At 27.9% G+C, this 18,424-nt stretch carries 18 protein-coding genes; 4 read left to right on the forward strand and 14 right to left on the reverse strand.

The window, feature by feature from the left end:
- Positions 1-5: 5 nt before the first annotated feature.
- From ssb to BRSU_RS08760, 3 genes are all read left to right on the forward strand, one after another.
- On the forward strand, positions 6-437 hold the full coding sequence (gene ssb, locus BRSU_RS08750; protein ID WP_048594956.1) for a single-stranded DNA-binding protein: 432 nt from the start codon (positions 6-8) through the stop codon (positions 435-437).
- Positions 438-473: 36 nt separating this feature from the next.
- Positions 474-812 (forward strand): 30S ribosomal protein S18, encoded by a 339-nt coding sequence (gene rpsR, locus BRSU_RS08755; protein ID WP_048594957.1) that lies wholly within the window; start codon positions 474-476, stop codon positions 810-812.
- 162 nt (positions 813-974) lie between these two features.
- Complete coding sequence (locus BRSU_RS08760; protein ID WP_048594958.1) at positions 975-2,711, forward strand: protein-disulfide reductase DsbD family protein; 1,737 nt, start codon at positions 975-977, stop codon at positions 2,709-2,711.
- Positions 2,712-3,050: 339 nt separating this feature from the next.
- Here BRSU_RS08760 and BRSU_RS08765 read toward each other — a convergent pair whose 3' ends face one another.
- From BRSU_RS08765 to BRSU_RS08775, 3 genes are all read right to left on the reverse strand, one after another.
- Positions 3,051-4,283, reverse strand: coding sequence for a hypothetical protein (locus BRSU_RS08765; protein WP_157031465.1), 1,233 nt, complete (start codon positions 4,281-4,283; stop codon positions 3,051-3,053).
- 23 nt (positions 4,284-4,306) lie between these two features.
- The gene (locus tag BRSU_RS08770) at positions 4,307-4,558 is read right to left on the reverse strand and encodes a hypothetical protein (protein WP_048594960.1); all 252 of its coding nucleotides are present in this window, start codon (positions 4,556-4,558) and stop codon (positions 4,307-4,309) included.
- Between the two features lie 62 nt (positions 4,559-4,620).
- On the reverse strand, positions 4,621-5,082 hold the full coding sequence (locus BRSU_RS08775; RefSeq protein WP_048594961.1) for a P-loop NTPase fold protein: 462 nt from the start codon (positions 5,080-5,082) through the stop codon (positions 4,621-4,623).
- 571 nt (positions 5,083-5,653) lie between these two features.
- Here BRSU_RS08775 and BRSU_RS08780 point away from each other — a divergent pair.
- On the forward strand, positions 5,654-7,234 hold the full coding sequence (locus BRSU_RS08780) for an ankyrin repeat domain-containing protein (RefSeq protein WP_048594962.1): 1,581 nt from the start codon (positions 5,654-5,656) through the stop codon (positions 7,232-7,234).
- A 70-nt stretch (positions 7,235-7,304) separates the two neighbouring features.
- Here the strand turns inward: BRSU_RS08780 and rpiB are convergent, their stop codons facing one another.
- From rpiB to ilvB, 11 genes are all read right to left on the reverse strand, one after another.
- Positions 7,305-7,754 carry a ribose 5-phosphate isomerase B gene (gene rpiB / locus BRSU_RS08785; protein WP_048594963.1) on the reverse strand — a complete coding sequence of 150 codons (450 nt, stop codon included), beginning with the start codon at positions 7,752-7,754 and terminating at the stop codon, positions 7,305-7,307.
- Between the two features lie 68 nt (positions 7,755-7,822).
- Entirely contained in the window at positions 7,823-8,530 is a 708-nt protein-coding gene (locus BRSU_RS08790) for an acyl-[acyl-carrier-protein] thioesterase (protein WP_048594964.1), read from the reverse strand.
- Between the two features lie 543 nt (positions 8,531-9,073).
- Positions 9,074-9,787: a peptidoglycan editing factor PgeF gene (pgeF, locus tag BRSU_RS08795; RefSeq protein WP_048594965.1), complete on the reverse strand. Its 714-nt coding sequence runs from the start codon at positions 9,785-9,787 to the stop codon at positions 9,074-9,076.
- On the reverse strand, positions 9,780-10,016 hold the full coding sequence (locus BRSU_RS08800) for a hypothetical protein (RefSeq protein ID WP_012670572.1): 237 nt from the start codon (positions 10,014-10,016) through the stop codon (positions 9,780-9,782). The genes pgeF and BRSU_RS08800 overlap by 8 nt, the downstream gene beginning before the upstream one ends.
- Before the next feature lie 147 nt (positions 10,017-10,163).
- On the reverse strand, positions 10,164-11,252 hold the full coding sequence (gene leuB, locus BRSU_RS08805) for a 3-isopropylmalate dehydrogenase (protein ID WP_048594966.1): 1,089 nt from the start codon (positions 11,250-11,252) through the stop codon (positions 10,164-10,166).
- A gap of 5 nt (positions 11,253-11,257) precedes the next feature.
- On the reverse strand, positions 11,258-11,749 hold the full coding sequence (gene leuD, locus BRSU_RS08810; protein WP_041177399.1) for a 3-isopropylmalate dehydratase small subunit: 492 nt from the start codon (positions 11,747-11,749) through the stop codon (positions 11,258-11,260).
- Positions 11,750-11,817: 68 nt separating this feature from the next.
- Entirely contained in the window at positions 11,818-13,065 is a 1,248-nt protein-coding gene (gene leuC / locus BRSU_RS08815) for a 3-isopropylmalate dehydratase large subunit (protein WP_048594967.1), read from the reverse strand.
- A 148-nt stretch (positions 13,066-13,213) separates the two neighbouring features.
- Positions 13,214-14,710: a 2-isopropylmalate synthase gene (locus BRSU_RS08820; protein ID WP_048594968.1), complete on the reverse strand. Its 1,497-nt coding sequence runs from the start codon at positions 14,708-14,710 to the stop codon at positions 13,214-13,216.
- Between the two features lie 413 nt (positions 14,711-15,123).
- Positions 15,124-16,119 (reverse strand): ketol-acid reductoisomerase, encoded by a 996-nt coding sequence (gene ilvC / locus BRSU_RS08825; protein WP_012670577.1) that lies wholly within the window; start codon positions 16,117-16,119, stop codon positions 15,124-15,126.
- Positions 16,120-16,149: 30 nt separating this feature from the next.
- Entirely contained in the window at positions 16,150-16,677 is a 528-nt protein-coding gene (gene ilvN / locus BRSU_RS08830; protein ID WP_014488511.1) for an acetolactate synthase small subunit, read from the reverse strand.
- Between the two features lie 18 nt (positions 16,678-16,695).
- Positions 16,696-18,369, reverse strand: coding sequence for a biosynthetic-type acetolactate synthase large subunit (ilvB, locus tag BRSU_RS08835; RefSeq protein ID WP_048594969.1), 1,674 nt, complete (start codon positions 18,367-18,369; stop codon positions 16,696-16,698).
- Between the last annotated feature and the right edge of the window lie 55 nt (positions 18,370-18,424).

An 18,424-nucleotide genomic window follows, 5' to 3' on the forward strand; every position in this document is an offset into this window, starting at 1 on the left:
TTATTATGGCAACAGATTTTAACAGTGTAACTTTAATAGGAAGACTTACAGCAGATCCTGTATCTAAATATTTACCTAGCGGAAGTGCTGTTGTAGAGTTTTCTATAGCAAATAACTACTATGTAAGCAGCAAAAATACTACTGAAGTTAATTATTTTGATGTAGTAGCTTTTGGAAAAATGGCTGAAACTGTAAGCAAATACCTTACAAAAGGTAAACAAGTTGCTATAATGGGTACTTTAAGACAAGAAAGATGGCAGGATAAAGATACTAATGCTGCAAGATCCAAAGTAAGAATCATTATGCAGTCTATGCAGATGCTTGGTGCTTCTTCTGTAAACGCTGCTGCTAGTATGGATACAGCATATTCACCTTCTGCTTCTGCTGGAAGTGTTGATTTAGGCAGTTTTGAAGATGATGATGAAGTGCCATTTTAATGATTGATAACAAGTATAATTTTTTAGGAGAAAACAATGGAATTAGAAAATACAGAAAATATAGAAAATAATAATAATAATAATGAAGAAGAAGTAAAAGCTAAAGGTGAAAAAAAGCCTCATTTCAATAAAGAAATTAATGAAAAAGACGGAAGAAAAAAATTCTTCAAGAAAAAAGTATGCTACTTCTGCAAAAACAATATTGATGTTTTAGATTATAAAGATATTAAATTATTAAAAAGATACGTTAAAGACAGCGGTAAAATCATACCTAAACGTTTAAACGGTACTTGCTCTAAACATCAAAGATTAGTTACTAAAGCTATTAAAAGAGCTAGAAATATAGCACTTTTACCTTATGAAACTAGATATTAATTTATAAACAATTAAGAATATTAACAGCCGTTATAATATAAATTATAGCGGCTGTTTTTTTATTTTAAATTTCATAAAATACATATATACTGTATTTACTAAAATAAAATATATTTGTTATATTTAACGAAGAAAACTAAATATGATAAAAAAGGATAATTGATGAATATAAGATTATTAAGGTATATAATAATTACAATTTTTATTGCAGCATATATTTCGCTTGCTCAAAATAATAATTTACTCAATTTAAACCAATTTGATTCATTAAATAAAAATCCTGAAATTAATTTTACTTTAGAAACTAATAATAACAAATTAACAGTAAAAGCAATAATACCAAATAATTATTATGCATATTTAGAATCAAGCATAGCAAATAAAATTTTATTCTTTGCAGACAATAAAGAAATAAATACAACTTATCCTAAAGGTGAAAAATATCATGATGATACTATAATAAAAGGCGAACAAGAGTTTATATTAAATAACATTGATATAAATAAAATCAACTTTATAAAAACAACTTATCAATTATGCTCAGCAAAAGACAATGTATGTTTGCAGCCTCAAAGTAAAGTAATATATGGAGAAGAAATTGATATACTAAATACTAATATAACAGATGAAAAACCAGAGAATGCTACTTCTATAGAAAACTATATAAAAGGAAGCGATAATATATTTATAACTTTAATTTTAATATTTGCAGCGGGACTTGCTTCTGTGCTTTTGCCTTGTACCTATCCCCTACTATCAATTACAGTGTCTATTTTAGGAACCACAACAGACGAAAAAAACAATAAAAAATCAAGCGTATTAGCTTCGCTTTTATTTGCATTGGGTGTAATAACAACATACACTCTTTTGGGTGCTGTAGTTTCTGTGGCTGGATTTGCTTTTCATAAAACAATTCTATTTGGAAGTATTGGATATAATCCTATTGTTTTAACTATATTAGTATTATTATTTTTATACTTTACATTTTCAATGGCAGGATTTTATGAGATTAAAGCTCCTTCATTTTTACAGTCTGCCAAAACAAATGCATACAGTAAAAAAAATCAATCAATATTCCATAAATATATAATGGGACTTCTTGCTGGAATAGTTGCTACTCCTTGTGCTGCTCCTATAATAGCGGTTATATTAGAAATAGGTTTTCTTAATCCTGTGTTCGCCACTCTATACATGGCTGTTTATGCTTTGGGTTTCGCTTCTGTATTATTCATTCTTGGTACATTTGCTTCAATACTTACAAAAATGCCTAAGGCTGGAACTTGGATGGTATATGTTAAATATATTTTCACTTTCCTAATGATGATAATAAGTTTCTATTATGCTAATATACTTTACGGCGTAATTGGATTTAATAAAATAAGTTATATACTTGCTTCAGCTACAATATTAGTATTTGCAGTATTAGTTTACATAATAAAAAACAAATCTGCTATGTTAAGTGCATTAGAGATAAAAATATTTGTTTCTGTAGTAATTATATCAATAGCTTTAGGATCAACTTACGGATTCATAAAACAAAAGAATGAAGTTTCAAATCATATAACATACAGTGAAGCATTAGAGCTTTCAAAACAAAACAACAAACCGATACTAATAGATTTCTCTGCTGTTTGGTGTGCGAATTGTTATGAGCTTAAAGAGAAAGTATTCGTAAATGAAGAACTAAAAAAAATCATAGATGATAATTTAATTTTTACTGAAGTTGATGTTGATAAATACAAAAATATTTCTGATGAGTATAATGTTAAATGGCTTCCTTGGATAATAGTAATTGACAGCGACAAGAACATATTATACACAAAGAATTCATTTTCAAGTTTCGATGACAAAATGGCTTTGAGTATAAAAGAAGAGTTAGAGAAAGTAATTAATAAATAAATTTTATATATATATCTTAAAAACTATATATTGTCAAAAATAAATTTATTAAATTTAAAATATTTGCAAGGCTTTGCCCTTACGAAGTACACAGCGTGCAGCACCCCAGTTCTTTTATTGGTATAAAAGAACCTATATCCTTGACAAGCTCGGATACGCTTCGCGAACAACTGCATTTAATGAAGTATACATCTCGAAGCGGCCTATCGAGAAAAACCAAAAGCCTTTACATCAAGTAGGATAACCCAAACATTCTGGTAATATACAAAAATACTAACCCGAATTTATATTGAATATAGAACGCAGTCTAAAGCCTTTTAATCTGAAATAATAACATAGTTAAATATCTGAATTAATATAATTAATATTATTATAAAATCTTATTCTTTCTCTTAATTCCTTTACTCTATTCAATAAATATTTATCATATGTTACTATACTATCTAAAAATGGTATTAAATTATTTACCATATCTTTTAATTCTTTAGCATTATAATCATATATTTTATATTCTTGAAAAGCATTATAAATAATAGTTTCTGAATTCAAAAAAAACAAAAATATTCTTATTGAAAAAACATCTTTTGGAATAAGTTTTAAATTTTGAGATAAGAATAACAAATGTACTATTGCATAATTATATTGTCCAAAGTCAGAAAAAAAATAATATTTGTTATGATTATTAAAATTTTCTAAAACATTATAGAATTCTCCTGGAACTTCTTTTATTTTCTTTTCATACAAATTATTTAATAATTTTCTTTCATAATTTATTAAAACATCATTATTATTACGGGATATAATATCATTACGAGATAGAAAATGGAAAAAATTATTATGCTCATATTCATTTTTTATAAGAAAAATACCATTAACATCTACCTTGTTCCAATAATTATATAATGCATTTTTTAAAATTTCTAAATATCTATATTTATTATCATCAATTATATCATAATAATAAAAATAAACTTTAGAATATATATCGAAACAATCTGAATCCATAAAATTATCAATTTCTTTTTCTATAATATTAAAAACAATATCTATATTTTCTTTGATAATTTCAGAATTTTCATAGCCTTCACTAATTATTTTATAAGATTTTAAATATTTTTTATTTAAATAAATATGATTTTTATATTCTAAAAACAATTCTTTATAATTTAATATTCCGCATTCTATATATTTATAAAAATAATATAAAATATATTTTTTTGTTTCATTTCTTATAACATACTGTTTTTCTATATTTGAAATTAATTCTTTAAATTTAGAGAAATATTCTTGGTTAATATTATTATTTATATTTTGGTTTTTCTCTGTTTTCATCTTCATAGAACCTTTTTCTATAGCATTTTTTATTATTATTTCAGTAATAATTTCTGAATGATATTTATCATATTCTTCTTTACTTATAAAAACATTATTATTTATTATATTTTTATCATATACTATTAGAACAATTGCAAATATTTTTAATATTTCTAAAAATAATTCTTCATTATTCCTTAATTTATATTCTTCTTCCTCTATAAATCTATTTATTTCATTAAAAAAATATTTTGACATATCAAAGAATTTTTTAAAAGTCCTTATATTATAACATTCCATTTCCATAAATATATTAATAATATTAGGTATGCATTGCTTATAAAAAAATTATTACTAATATAATAATTTTCTATGTCTTTATCATCTATTAAATTTTTTATTATATATATTTCTAAAAATAATTTAAAATTATTTTTATCTATGCTGTGTAATTTTATAGTATGTCTTATAATCTTTTCTTTTATTTTATTATATTCTTCATTATTAATTAATACTTCTTCATTACAAATCAATAAGACTTTTACATTATTTGATACAAAACTATCATAAATAGAATATAGTAAATCTTCTATATTTATTTTTTTAGATATCTTTCTAAATCATCGATAACAATTAATGTATTTTGAAAATTATCAATTTCCTTATATATATCTTTACCTATATTAAAAATAGAAGATAAAACACTATTTATTAAATTAACTTTAAAAGCTTTTAATGTTTCAAGTAATGCTTTACCTCCATTATTAGCTATAGTTTTTATAATATTTAACTTATTATTTGATGAATTACCTAATATTTTTAATAAAAACAAGTCATTAATTATTTCTTCTACATTAGATTTCCCAGCAACAGAAATATATAATGGTTCATTAAATTTTAATTCCTCTTTTATGTATCCCAAATAATTTTTTACATAATATGTTTTACCAGTTCCCCACTCACCTGTGAGCATTATCCCATAGTCTGTATTTTCTTCAGCTAAATAATTTTTTATTGTGTTTTCTATATCTTTAAAATAGTTATTTTCATTAGACATTTGATTCACCCTCATAAACTTATAACCAACTATATACACCCTAAAATATAAACAAGGGCTAAAAGTCCGCATCATAAACTTAATAAAAATTTTTTGGTTCTTTTTCTTATTACAAATAAAAATTGTTCGCTTTAAGGCCTGTCAAGTAAACCTGCCAGACGCTCACAATTTTCATTAAAAAGAAATGGTTTTTCGCGTAGCGTGTCCGAGCAAAGCGAGGACATAAGGTACTTTTTTTACTAAACAAAAAAGTACACAAAAACGGTTTGCCTTCTTTCCAAAGAACTAACCTTCAATAATATTTTTATTTTATTAATTGTTTAAATTATAAATAAAACCCTTAAATTATCAACCCACTATATATCCCCTAATTAGGTAAACAAATACTAATAGACAGCATTATAAATTTAATATGAGTTAGTCAAACTAGATGTGCATCGACAAAGTTCCGCTATGATGTCGTAATATATGATAGCAAAAAGAACAACATAAAAATTGACAATTTAAAAATATATTAGTATAATGCCTAAAATATTTTAAATACAGTCTGTAAAAAGTTAAAGGAAAGTTTATGAAAAAAATTATATTAATGTCAGCTTTAAGCATTCTAATAAGCTGCAATAATAACAAATCTAATAATACACAAAACAATACAACAGCAAACATAACAATCACTAACAATATCACCCAAAATACAAATCAAATTATAAGTCAGCAAATAACTCCAGCAAGAAAGAAAAAAATAGAATTAAAAAATATATATCCTATCAAACCATATACAGAAGCAGAAATTGATGAGATATTATACAAAACTATTGACTCAGAATTAGCAGATTATGGAATATCCGATAATTCAAAAAAAGAAAGAAGAGAAGAAGAAAAACAAAGAATGCAGAATATTAAAGATTTACTTTTGGAAGGTATAAATAGCGAAGATGAAGATGGAAACAGTATATTGACTTTAATGCAGAAACTTGATTATAGAAATTATGCTTATAATAATTTAGTTATATGGCTTGTTGAACATGGCATTAGTTTAGATGATACTGAAATACTAAATTATAATTATACTGATGAGATTATAGATTATTTATTAGATAGCGGAGTTAATTTTGATTATAAAACAGTACAGGATAAAATTAACTCAGAAAATAATAATTATAATTTAATATCAAAATTAATTAGAAAATTAGAATCTGCAGGTTATTATTTTTCTGATATAGATTATAAATTACAAAGCGACTTATTATTTCAGTCTATTTCAGCTGATAATTTGGATTTAGTAATATTATTTTTAAAACTTGGTGCTGATATCAATTCCATAAACAGAATGAGTGATGGTTATGTTGGAACTCCTTTAATGTATAGTGCCTATTATGAAAAGTATGATATTATGGATTATTTAAAAGAGAACAATGCTGATATTACTATTCACTGCTTTCAAGATACAGAAGAATTAGAAAGTATTCATACTGATGATCCTCATATATCTTTTGTATTGATGGAAAATTTTCCTGTTTTAAGTCCTACAAATTTAATTAATACTGTTATCACTGGAAATAATAATGAAGATTTGATGATAAGAATATTAAATAAAATATCTCAAACTTTTAAATTTGCAGATACCAGCTATATTTATTCGCCTGCCTCACAAACTGAATTTACAAATAATAATGAAAAATATATTTTAATACAAAGTCATATATTAAATGAAGAATATGTAGAAAATCTTATATCAATGGAAAAATATGTATATGATTTTGAAGTAAATGATAAATATTTTAATTATGTAACTATATGGAAAAGAGATAAAAACGATGAAAATAAAGCACAATTTATAACAGGTTTTTATCCAATGCCAAATGGTGACTACTCACAAACTTATGATATTGCTTCATCAGGAAATTACGTTACAATAGAAGCAATAGATGATGGAGTATATTATTATACATTCATAATAGAAAATAATGATTTTTATTTAGATAAATTTTCTTTTTCTAAGTATAATATATCAGATATGAAACAACAAAAAGAAGAACATTATTATAATTACAAAACAGATGCCTCTAAATTTAATAACACAAGCAGAATAAAAGCTATTGATTTAGAAAGAAGTTTCTTTACTAAGTTAATAGAAGAATATAATAAATAAAAAATAATAAAGGGCTTTAAGTCAATAAAAAACTCAAAGCCCTTTATATTAAAATAAATTATAGTTTAAATTAAATTTCCTCGCCGTTCTCTATTTTCATAATAAGACCAACTCTTTTAGCATGTCTTCCGCCTTCAAACTCAGCATCAAGCCATTCTTTAACTATCATCTTAGCCAAATCAACGCCAACTACCCTAGCACCAAAAGCTATTATGTTAGAATTATTATGCAGTTTAGAAAGCTTAGCAGAATAAGGCTCACTGCAAACAGCAGCTCTTATACCTTTTACTTTATTAGCAGCAAGTGAAATACCTATACCTGTGCCGCATATTAAAACGCCGCCTTCATATCTTCCGCTTGCAACTTCTTCAGCAACTTTCTTCCCATATATAGGATAATCAACACTTTCTGTACTATGAGTGCCAAAATCAGTAACATTATGTCCTAATTCCTCTAAATATTTTATTATCTCTTTTTTTAATTCGATAGCTGAATGATCACAGCCTATAGCAATTTTCATAGTTTTTATTTCCTTTTTTTATTATTTTTATTATTAAAATCAATTTATATAAAACTGACTAAAATTAATTATAAACTATAAGAGAACTCTAGTATAGCATAAGTCTTATTGTCTTCGCTGTCAAACTTTAATAAAACTTTATCATCAATTACAGCTTTCTTTACAATTATAGTATCTCCCAATGCAGCAGGTACTCTATATTCAATCCTTATTCTTTTATAATAATCATCAACATAATCTATTGCCATATCAATATATCTTGCATTATTCACATGATTATTATCATCTATAAAATATTTTTTTACTTTAAATCTGTCAACTTCTTTTAATAAATTATTGTCAACTTTTATTTTTCTAGGTAAATAATTCATTTCCTGCTTCTCATCAAATTTGAAATTTTCTATAAATGATGAAGGTACTCTAATTAAATTACCATTAGATAAATCTACAAATCCTCCTATAGCATAGCAAATAGCAAGTTCATTATAATTTTCATCATATATTACTGTATTTCTATAACCATAAGCCTCATTACATTCATATACATAAGTTCTTACTATAACTTTATCGCTATACTTTGGAAGTTTATATATATCAACTTGCCTAGATACCAAAAACATACTTACATTATTTTCATTAAAATATTTTGTAAGATCTTCTTCCGAATCTAATTGAAAAAAAGAACAGTCTTGCATAAGATCAAATATTGATGATGTTTTTAAAAGCCCGTCTTTATCAATCTGACTCGTCCCCACAATTGTTTTCATTTCATACATAAATAATACCTTTCTTAAATTTAATTAATATAATTTAAATATTATAATACTAAAATTATAATTGTCAAAGCTATTAAATCATGACAATTTCATATATATAGCACGGTTAGCTGATTTCTTATATAATGAAAATTCTATTATTTAATACATTATTTTATATATAAAAATTTAATCGTGCGTTGATAGTGCTTTAAATTTAAAAAACTCTAGGGTGGGCATCTATAATTCATATTTAAGTTATAAAAATAAATAAAATTATGAACTAAAAATAAATCATTAAATATTAAGGGTGGGGAGTGAAAGTAAAATTTAAAATCTACTTACATACCCCGCCCTTTAGATTCATAGATTTATTTTATATTTGAAATATATTTATCTTTATTAATTTACAAAGAAAAAAGAAAACCCGCCCAAGATTTAGTTAGGCTAAATATTAAATTTACCGCACGATTAGTATTGTTTTATAATAATGAAATTCTAAAAATAAAAAGATTTTTAATTATTATATTTATTCAACGTGCGATTTAGAAATTAAAAAAGAATTTATAAGATTACACCAAGAGTAAGCATTCTCCCAACCTGAACTCCATCACGTCTGTAAGAATAACAAATTTCATCATAAGTATTTATATTAGAAATTTCAATATTATTTTCTAATATACCGCATTGAATCATTTGGTCTTTGATCTCTAAACCATTATCAATATGCCATTTATTGTTAATCATAGCTTTATTTTTGAAATGCACAGCAACCTCATCGCCTACTTCATAATCTTTTTCGGCTATATAAGGCCCTATATAAGCATACATTTTTGAAGGATTAGCATTATACTCTTTTTTCATTAATTCTATAGTCTTTGCTGTAATATTTTGAACAGTTCCTCTCCAGCCTGAATGAATCGCTGCCATAGATTTACTTTCATCGCAATAAAGTATTATAGGAACACAATCAGCTGTTTGAACAATTAAAGGAGTGTTTTGAAGATTAGTTATCAAAGCATCAGTATCTTCAACTAATTTATTTCTGCTTCCAAATAAATGAATATTAGATTCATCTATTTTAACTATATTATCTTTATGAATTTGATGCATAAAGATAGCTTTATTTATATCAAAATTAATATGTTTAAAAAAATCTTTTTCAGTGTTTTCTCTATATTCTAAAGTAATATCATGAGCATTGATATTTCCCTTAGATAGTATAGCTATATATATTTTTTTATTATCATTTTCAAACGGATAAAAAATATTATTCATTCTTCAATCTTCTAATCTCTTCTTCTAACTCTTTTACTTTTATAGTCAATTCTTTAGTTTCGTTTCTAGACTGCTCCATTATATTTTCATATAAAGTAAAAAATTTCTTAGCGTATTCTAATTTCTGCTTCAATTCATTTATCTCTTCTTTATAGATATCTATTTTAGAAGAAAGCAGTTTATTATCTTCCTGCAATTCCAAAATGATCTCTTTGTCAGTATATTCCACTTCTACAAACCCTCTTCTATTTATTTAATATATAATATCTATTATGTACATTATAAATGAATTGTCAAGTAAAATTGAACAATATTATGAAGTAATTAACAAGAGGTTTAAAATGTTTTATACCTCTTGTTAATAAAAATTATATAATTATATATTAGATACTATTATATCACCCATCTCAGAACATCTCACCTGTTTATATAAGTAAGTCATCATATTGTGCTTAGGCATTATATCTGCAGTTCTGTAACCATCATCTATAGCCTTATAAACAGCTTTTTCTACATCTTCAGCCTCTTTTTCCATTTTAAAAGAATATCTAAGCATCATAGCAAGAGAAAGTATTGTTCCTATAGGATTAACTAAATCTTTACCTGCTATATCTGGAGCTGAACCATGTATAGGCTCATATAATCCCACAGATCCGTCAGAAAGACTAGCAGAAGGAGCCATACCAATAGAACCGCTTATAACACTGGCCTCATCAGAAAGTATATCTCCAAACATATTTTCTGTTACTATAACTCCAAATTGTGAAGGATTTGAAGCTATTTGCATAGCGGCATTATCAACATACATATCATTATATTTAACATCACTATATTCTTTAGCTAAATTGTTCATAACTTCACGCCATAATTTAGAAGTATGAAGTACATTAGCCTTATCAACAGAAGTTAAAGGTCTTTTTGAATTTCTAGCTAATTCAAAAGCAACTTTTCCTATTCTATGAATTTCTGTTTCTGTATAAAGCATAAGATCAGTAGCCTGTCTAACTCCATCAACTACTTCAAATTTATGCTCTCCAAAATATACTCCTCCAGTAAGCTCTCTCACCATAATAAAATCAACCATATCTTTACATATAGTTTCTTTAAGAGGAGAAGCATATTCTAAAGACTTTAATATTTTAGTAGGTCTTATATTAGCATATAATCCCATTCCCTTACGAAGTTTTAATAATCCTCTTTCAGGTCTGTTTTCAGGAGCAACATTATCCCATTTAGGTCCTCCTACAGAACCAAGAAGTACTGAATCGGACTTAATACATTTCTCTAAATTTTCATCTGTTAGAGGAACTCCATATTTATCAATAGAACATCCGCCCATATCAACATATTCTAAATTAAATTTGTGAGAATATTTTTCAGCTACTCTATTAAGTACATCAATAGCTTTTTCTACTACTTCAGGACCTACTCCATCACCCTTAATAACAACAATATTCTTTTCCATGATAATTACCCCTTAGAATTTTTTATAGAATTTAAAAGCCCATTAGAATTAATAATATTTTTTATAAACTCAGGAAAAGGCTCTGCTTTATAACTTTCATTTTTAGTAATGTTTTTTATTATACCATTGTCAAAATCTACTTCAACCTCATCGCCGGCATTTATTTTCTTGCTTGCCTCATCGCATTCCAATATAGCAAGTCCTATATTAATTGAATTTCTATAAAATATTCTAGCAAAAGATGATGCTATAACACATGATATTCCAGATTCTTTAATGGCAATAGGAGCATGCTCTCTTGAAGAACCGCATCCGAAATTATCTCCTCCAACCATTATATCACCTGTTTTCACCTTGCTTACAAAATCTTTATCAATATCTTCCATACAATGTGCTGCTAACTCTTTATGATTTGCAGTATTTAAATATCTTGCTGGAATAATAACATCTGTATCAACATTATCACCATATTTATGAACGAAACCTTTAGCTTTCATACTATCTCCCATTAAAATATAATATTAACTTTGTTTTATTTATATAAAAATCTTAATTTACCATTTTATCATTTAGGCTCTGTTATATATCCTGTTATAGCACTATATGCAGCAGTAGCAGGACTAGCCAAATATACTTTTGAAGTTTTATCTCCCATTCTTCCAACAAAGTTTCTATTAGTTGTAGTAACAGCAACTTCATCATGAGCAAGTATTCCCATATATCCGCCCAAACAAGGTCCGCATGTAGGTGTAGATACCGCACAACCTGCATCAATAAATATATCCATATAACCTAATTTGATACATTCTTTATAAACTTTCTGAGTGGCTGGAATAACTATACATCTCACACCCTTAGCTACTTTTTTGCCTTTCAAAATATTAGCAGCTGTTGCCATATCAGATAATCTTCCATTAGTACAAGAACCTATAACCACCTGATCAACTTTTATATTCTTTAATTCTTTAGCTTCTTTTGTATTCTCCGGTAAATGAGGACATGCCACTGTAGGCTCTACCAAAGATAAATCAATATCATACTCTTTTTCATAAACTGCATCATCATCAGCTTTGAAAACAGTGTAATCTCTTTTTACTATATCTTTTAAGTATTCTATTGTTTGATCATCAACTTCAAATATTCCGTTTTTAGCTCCTGCCTCAATAGCCATGTTAGCAATACAAGCTCTATCATCCATAGTAAGAGATGAAACTCCTTCACCTCTAAACTCCATTGACTTATATAATGCTCCGTCAACTCCTATCATACCTATAATATGAAGTATAACATCTTTACCTGATACATTAGGTTTTAATTTTCCTTTAAGATTGAATTTAATGGCAGAAGGAACTTTAAACCAAACCTGTCCTGTAGCCATAGCAGCAGCCATATCAGTACTTCCTACTCCTGTAGAAAAAGCTCCGAAAGCTCCGTAAGTACAAGTATGAGAGTCTGCCCCTATTATAACTTCACCAGGAGCCACTAATCCTTTTTCAGGTAAAAGTGCATGCTCAACTCCCATATCTCCAACATCATAATAATTAGAAATATCATATTTATTAGCAAAATCTCTGCATTGTTTGCATTGCTCTGCAGCTTTGATATCTTTGTTAGGAGCAAAGTGATCCATAACCAAAGCTATTTTTTCTTTATCAAAAACTTTATCAAAACCATACTTTTCAAATTCATTTATAGCAACAGGACTTGTAATATCATTTCCTAAAACTAAATCAGTTTTAACCATGATAAGTTCGCCTGCCTCTACTTTTTCAACGCCCGCATGAGCAGCTAAAATTTTCTGAGTAATAGTCATATTCGTATCCTTAAATTAATTTGCAGATAAAAAACATCAATATTTATACTTATTTTTTAAGTTTTATCATTTTAATAAAAAATGGCTCATAATTATATCATAAAAAAGGGCTTTTACAACTTATTATATGCAAAGCCCTAAAAATATATTATAACTTATTCAATCCATTAACATAAGCTTTCAAACTAGCTTCAATAATATCTGTGCTTACTGCTCTTCCTATAACAGTTTTATCATTAGAAGCTAATCTTACAATAACCTCTCCCAAAGCATCTTCACCTTCAGTAATAGCATTAATACTATAATTAACCAATTTAGCTTTATTAGAAGTAATAGAATCTATAGCACCGAATGCAGCATCAATAGGACCGTTTCCTTTTCCTATTCCCTCAACAATATTCTCCTGATTATCCATAATAGATACAGTAGCCAAAGAAGATATTGAATTACCGTCATTGACAACGAATCCATTTAATGTATAAGTAGGATTTTCCGAATCATTATTACCTATCAATAATGCTTCTATATCTGAATCAGTAACTATTTTTTTCTTATCAGCCAAAGCCTTAAACTCTATAAACTTATCCTCTAAAGACTTATCATCAATATCATAACCTAAAGATTCGATTCTATCTTTAAAAGCATGCTTTCCTGAATGCTTACCTAATACCATTTTATTTTGAGGTATTCCTATATCTTCAACATTCATAATCTCATAAGTAGAACGTTCTTTCAAAACCCCATGTTGGTGAATACCTGCCTCATGAGCGAAAGCATTAGCACCTACTATAGCTTTATTAGGAGCAACTACCATACCTGAAATTGTAGATAATAATTTTGAAATCTTATAAATTCTTTTAGTATTAATATCAGTATAAGCATTATAAAAATCTTTTCTAGTTTTAATGCCCATTACAATTTCTTCCAAACTAGCATTACCAGCACGCTCACCTATACCATTAATAGTACATTCTACCTGAGTAGCTCCAGCCAAAACAGCAGATAAAGAATTAGCAGTGCCAAGTCCTAAGTCATCATGACAATGCACAGATATATCAACATTTTCTATACCTTTCACATTATCTTTTAAATACTTTATCAAATCAGCCATTTCTAATGGAGTAGTATAACCAACAGTATCAGGAATATTTATTGTAGTAGCACCGTTTTCTATTGCAGTAGAATAAGCCTGAGCCAAAAATTCCCTATCACTTCTTGATGCATCTTCAGCAGAAAATTCTATAAACTCAAATTTAGTTTTAGCATAAGAAACAGATTCTTTTATAGTTTCCAATACCTGCTCTCTGGTCATCTCTAGTTTATACTTTAAATGTATATCGCTAGTAGCTATAAATGTATGAAGCATAGGATGTTTTGCCTCAGCAAGTGATTCATAAGCTCTGTCTATATCTTTCTTATTACATCTTGCCAAACTAGCCAATTTAGCATTCTCTACAACTTTACTAACTTCTCTTATAGCATTGAAGTCATCATCTGAACATATAGCAAATCCAGCTTCTATAACATCAACACCTAATTTATCCAATTCAGCTGCCATTTCTAATTTTTCAGCCAAATTCATAGTACAACCAGGAGATTGTTCTCCATCTCTTAAAGTAGTATCAAAAATCTTAATCTTTCTCATTGTTAAAACCCTTATAAAATAAACACCTGTATAATTAAATACTTTTATTGATTTTTGTAATAGAATAAAGTTATATTTTTATTTTGATATATGGGGCTTTGTCCACCGCTCTGCGTGCTATAGGCAAGACCCCCACTTCTTTTGCCGACGCTCTCAAGGCACCTACTCGGTGTTGCCACAGACGAAGCCCGCCTCGCTGTGCGTGCCTTCGGCAGGCGAGAAGCAAAAAGGCAATATTTATATCAAAAAAGCATAGTTAATATTTTTTACTTGCACTTTCGCCACAGGCGTACTTCGTATGGTTCTTTTTGCGGCGGGAAAAAGAACAATAAAAAAATTACAAACTTAAAAATTTTAAATATAGATCTCCAATATTAAAGTATTTAATTATAACAATAGAGTGTGAATAAAAATTACTTTTTAATCCAACTCATCATCTTTCTCAATTCAGCACCGACTTTCTCTAATTTATGCTCGCTTTCTAATTTTTTAGTAGCATTAAATTTAGCTTTGCGGCCTGCACTAAACTCTTGAATAAACTCACTAGCAAAAGTACCGTCTTGTATCTCTCTTAATACTTTTTTCATTTCTTTTCTAGTTTCTTCAGTGATCATTCTTCTTCCAGTTCTGTAATCGCCGTATTCAGCAGTATTTGAAATAGAATATCTCATCATAGCAAATCCGCCTGAATATATTAAATCAACAATCAATTTCATTTCATGTATACATTCAAAATAAGCCATTTCTGGTTCATAACCTGCTTCTACTAAAGTATCGAATCCAGCTTTCATCAATTCAGTAACACCGCCGCATAATACAGCTTGTTCACCGAAAAGGTCAGTTTCAGTTTCTTCTCTAAATGTAGTTTCTAATATACCAGCACGTCCGGCACCTATTCCTGAAGCATAAGCTAAAGCATAATCTTTTGCTCTTCCGCTGAAATCCTGATAAACAGCTATTAAACTAGGTACTCCTCTTCCTTCTAAATACTGACTTCTTACAGTATGTCCAGGTCCTTTTGGTGCTACCATTATAACGTCTATATTTTTAGCAGGAACTACAAATTGGAAATGAATATTAAATCCATGAGCATACATTAATACATTACCTTCTTTCATATGAGGAGCAACTTGAGTATTATATATATCAGCTGAAACCTCATCAGGAACAAGCATCATTACTATATCAGCAAGCTTAGCAGCTTCTTCAACTTCCATTACTTTAAATCCAGCTTCTTCTGCTTTTTTGCAGTTTGCACTGTCTTTTCTAAGTCCTACAATTACATTCATTCCGCTATCTTTTAAGTTCTGAGCATGAGCATGTCCTTGGCTGCCGTATCCCATTATAGCTATAGTTTTACCGTCTAGTAAACCTAGATTACAATCAGCATCATAATATTTTTTTATCATTTTAATTCTCCTTTAACTTATTATTATTTATTAAAATTCAAAATTATTGATTATATTCATATCAGGTACTTCATCGCCTAATTGTATTGAAGTTACTCCTGTTCTTGAAAGCTCTAAAATATTGAAATCTTTCAATGCTTCTAAATAGCCGTCTATTACTGTAACAGAAGCAGTAATTTCAACTATCATGCTTTTTTTCCCTATATCAAGTATAACTCCGCTATGTGCATTAGTTATATCGCAGGCTTTTCTTCTATTGCTGTCATCAATTTCTATTTTTACTAATAATAAATCTCTTATTATACTATTAGTATGATCTATTAAATGAACAGAGTGAACTTCTATAAGTTTATAAGTCTGCTTTATAATATGTGATATTTGTGTATCATCGCCTTCAGTAACTATAGTCATTCTTGATATGCTAGGAACACAAGTTACAGAACAAGTAATGGTTTCTATATTAAAACCTTTTTGGCTGAATAATAAAGTTATTCTATTTAATACACCTGAACTGTTATCTACAAATAAAACTAAAACCCTTCTTTGTTTCTTATCCATTTTTTACTCCTACTATTTTTAATCTACTATTATATCATCTATAGTACCGCCGGCTGGAATCATAGGTAAAACTTTCAAATCTTTATCTATAACACATTCTATCCATACAGGACAATTACATTTCAAAGCCTCTTCAAAAGCTGTTTCAAATTCTTTTATAGTTTCGCATCTGAAACCTTTAGCACCGAAACCTTCAGCAACTTTAACATAATCCATTTTTTTATTTATATCTGTGCTGGAATATCTTTTATCATAAAATATAGTCTGCCATTGCCTAACCATACCTAATGTACTATTATTTAATATTATTGTTATAACAGGAAGATTATATTCAACAGCAGTAGATACTTCATTCAAATTCATATAGAAAGAGCCGTCTCCTGTTATATGTATTACTCTTCTATCCGGCTTGGCAACCTGAACGCCTAAAGCAGCACCATATCCGAATCCCATAGTACCCAAACCGCCGCTTGTTATAAAACTTCTTGGCTTGGTATGTCTTATATATTGAACTGCCCACATTTGATGCTGTCCTACATCTGTAACATAAATAGCTTCATCTTTAGTTTTATCCCCTATTATATCCATAACTTTACTTGGATAAATACCGTCTTTCTTGGTGTTTCTGTCTGAATCTTCTTTAATCTCTTTAGCTCTTAAATCTGCCAAATACTTTACCCATTCATCATCTTCCACTCTTTTTACAAGTTTATTAAATCTATCCAATACATCATTCAAGTCGCCTATTATACTATAATCAACATGAACATTCTTGTTTATTTCGCTCTTATCAATATCTATATGAACCTTTTTAGCAACTCCTCCGAATTTAGAAGTATTCAAAGCAACTCTATCACTGAATCTAGTTCCAACGGCAAGTATCAAGTCTGCTTCATTCATCACCTTATTAGCTGTAGCAGAACCATGCATTCCCAAAAGACCTATATTTAATTTTTCATTATAACCTAATACTCCAGCTCCCATTAATGTATGAACTGAAGGTATATTGGAGTTAATCATAAACTCTCTTAATTTATTGCTTGAATTCTTAGCACCACCTCCGAAATATATAATAGGTCTTTTTGATTCATTTATTAATTTTGCTACTTCTTCTATAGTTTTTTCATCTTCAGCACTTATTTTAACATGCTTAGGAACAAATTTTTCTTTTCTTTCGTATTCTGTTTCTGTAAATGTGAAATTTTTTGGTATATCTATTAAAACAGGCCCTTTTCTTCCTGTATTAGCTATAACAAATGCCTTTCTTATTATATTTGCTAAATCATTAATATCTCTTACAACAAAATTATGTTTAGTAATAGGCATTGTAATACCAGCAATATAAACCTCCTGAAATGAATCTTTACCTATTAAACTTTCAGGTACATTTGCAGTTATAGCAATTAAAGGAACGCTGTCCATATATGCTGTTGCCAATGGTGTTACCAAATTAGTAGCACCTGGTCCGCTTGTAGCAATTACAACTCCAGTTTTTCCGCTTGCTCTTGCATAGCCATCTGCTGCATGACAAGCTCCTGTTTCATCTGTAGGCATTATATGTTTAATTTTATCTCTATATTTATAGATAGCATCATATATAAATAAAGCTGCTCCTCCTGGATAGCCAAATACAGTATCAACATTTTCCTCTATTAGAACTTCCATTATTATATCAGAACCGTTTAACTTCATTAAATAACTCCTTATATTTTATAGCCTTTTTTAATTTTCTTACTAGTATTTCTAC

Source organism: Brachyspira suanatina, assembly GCF_001049755.1.
In the GTDB taxonomy this organism is placed as follows: Bacteria; Spirochaetota; Brachyspiria; order Brachyspirales; family Brachyspiraceae; genus Brachyspira; species Brachyspira suanatina.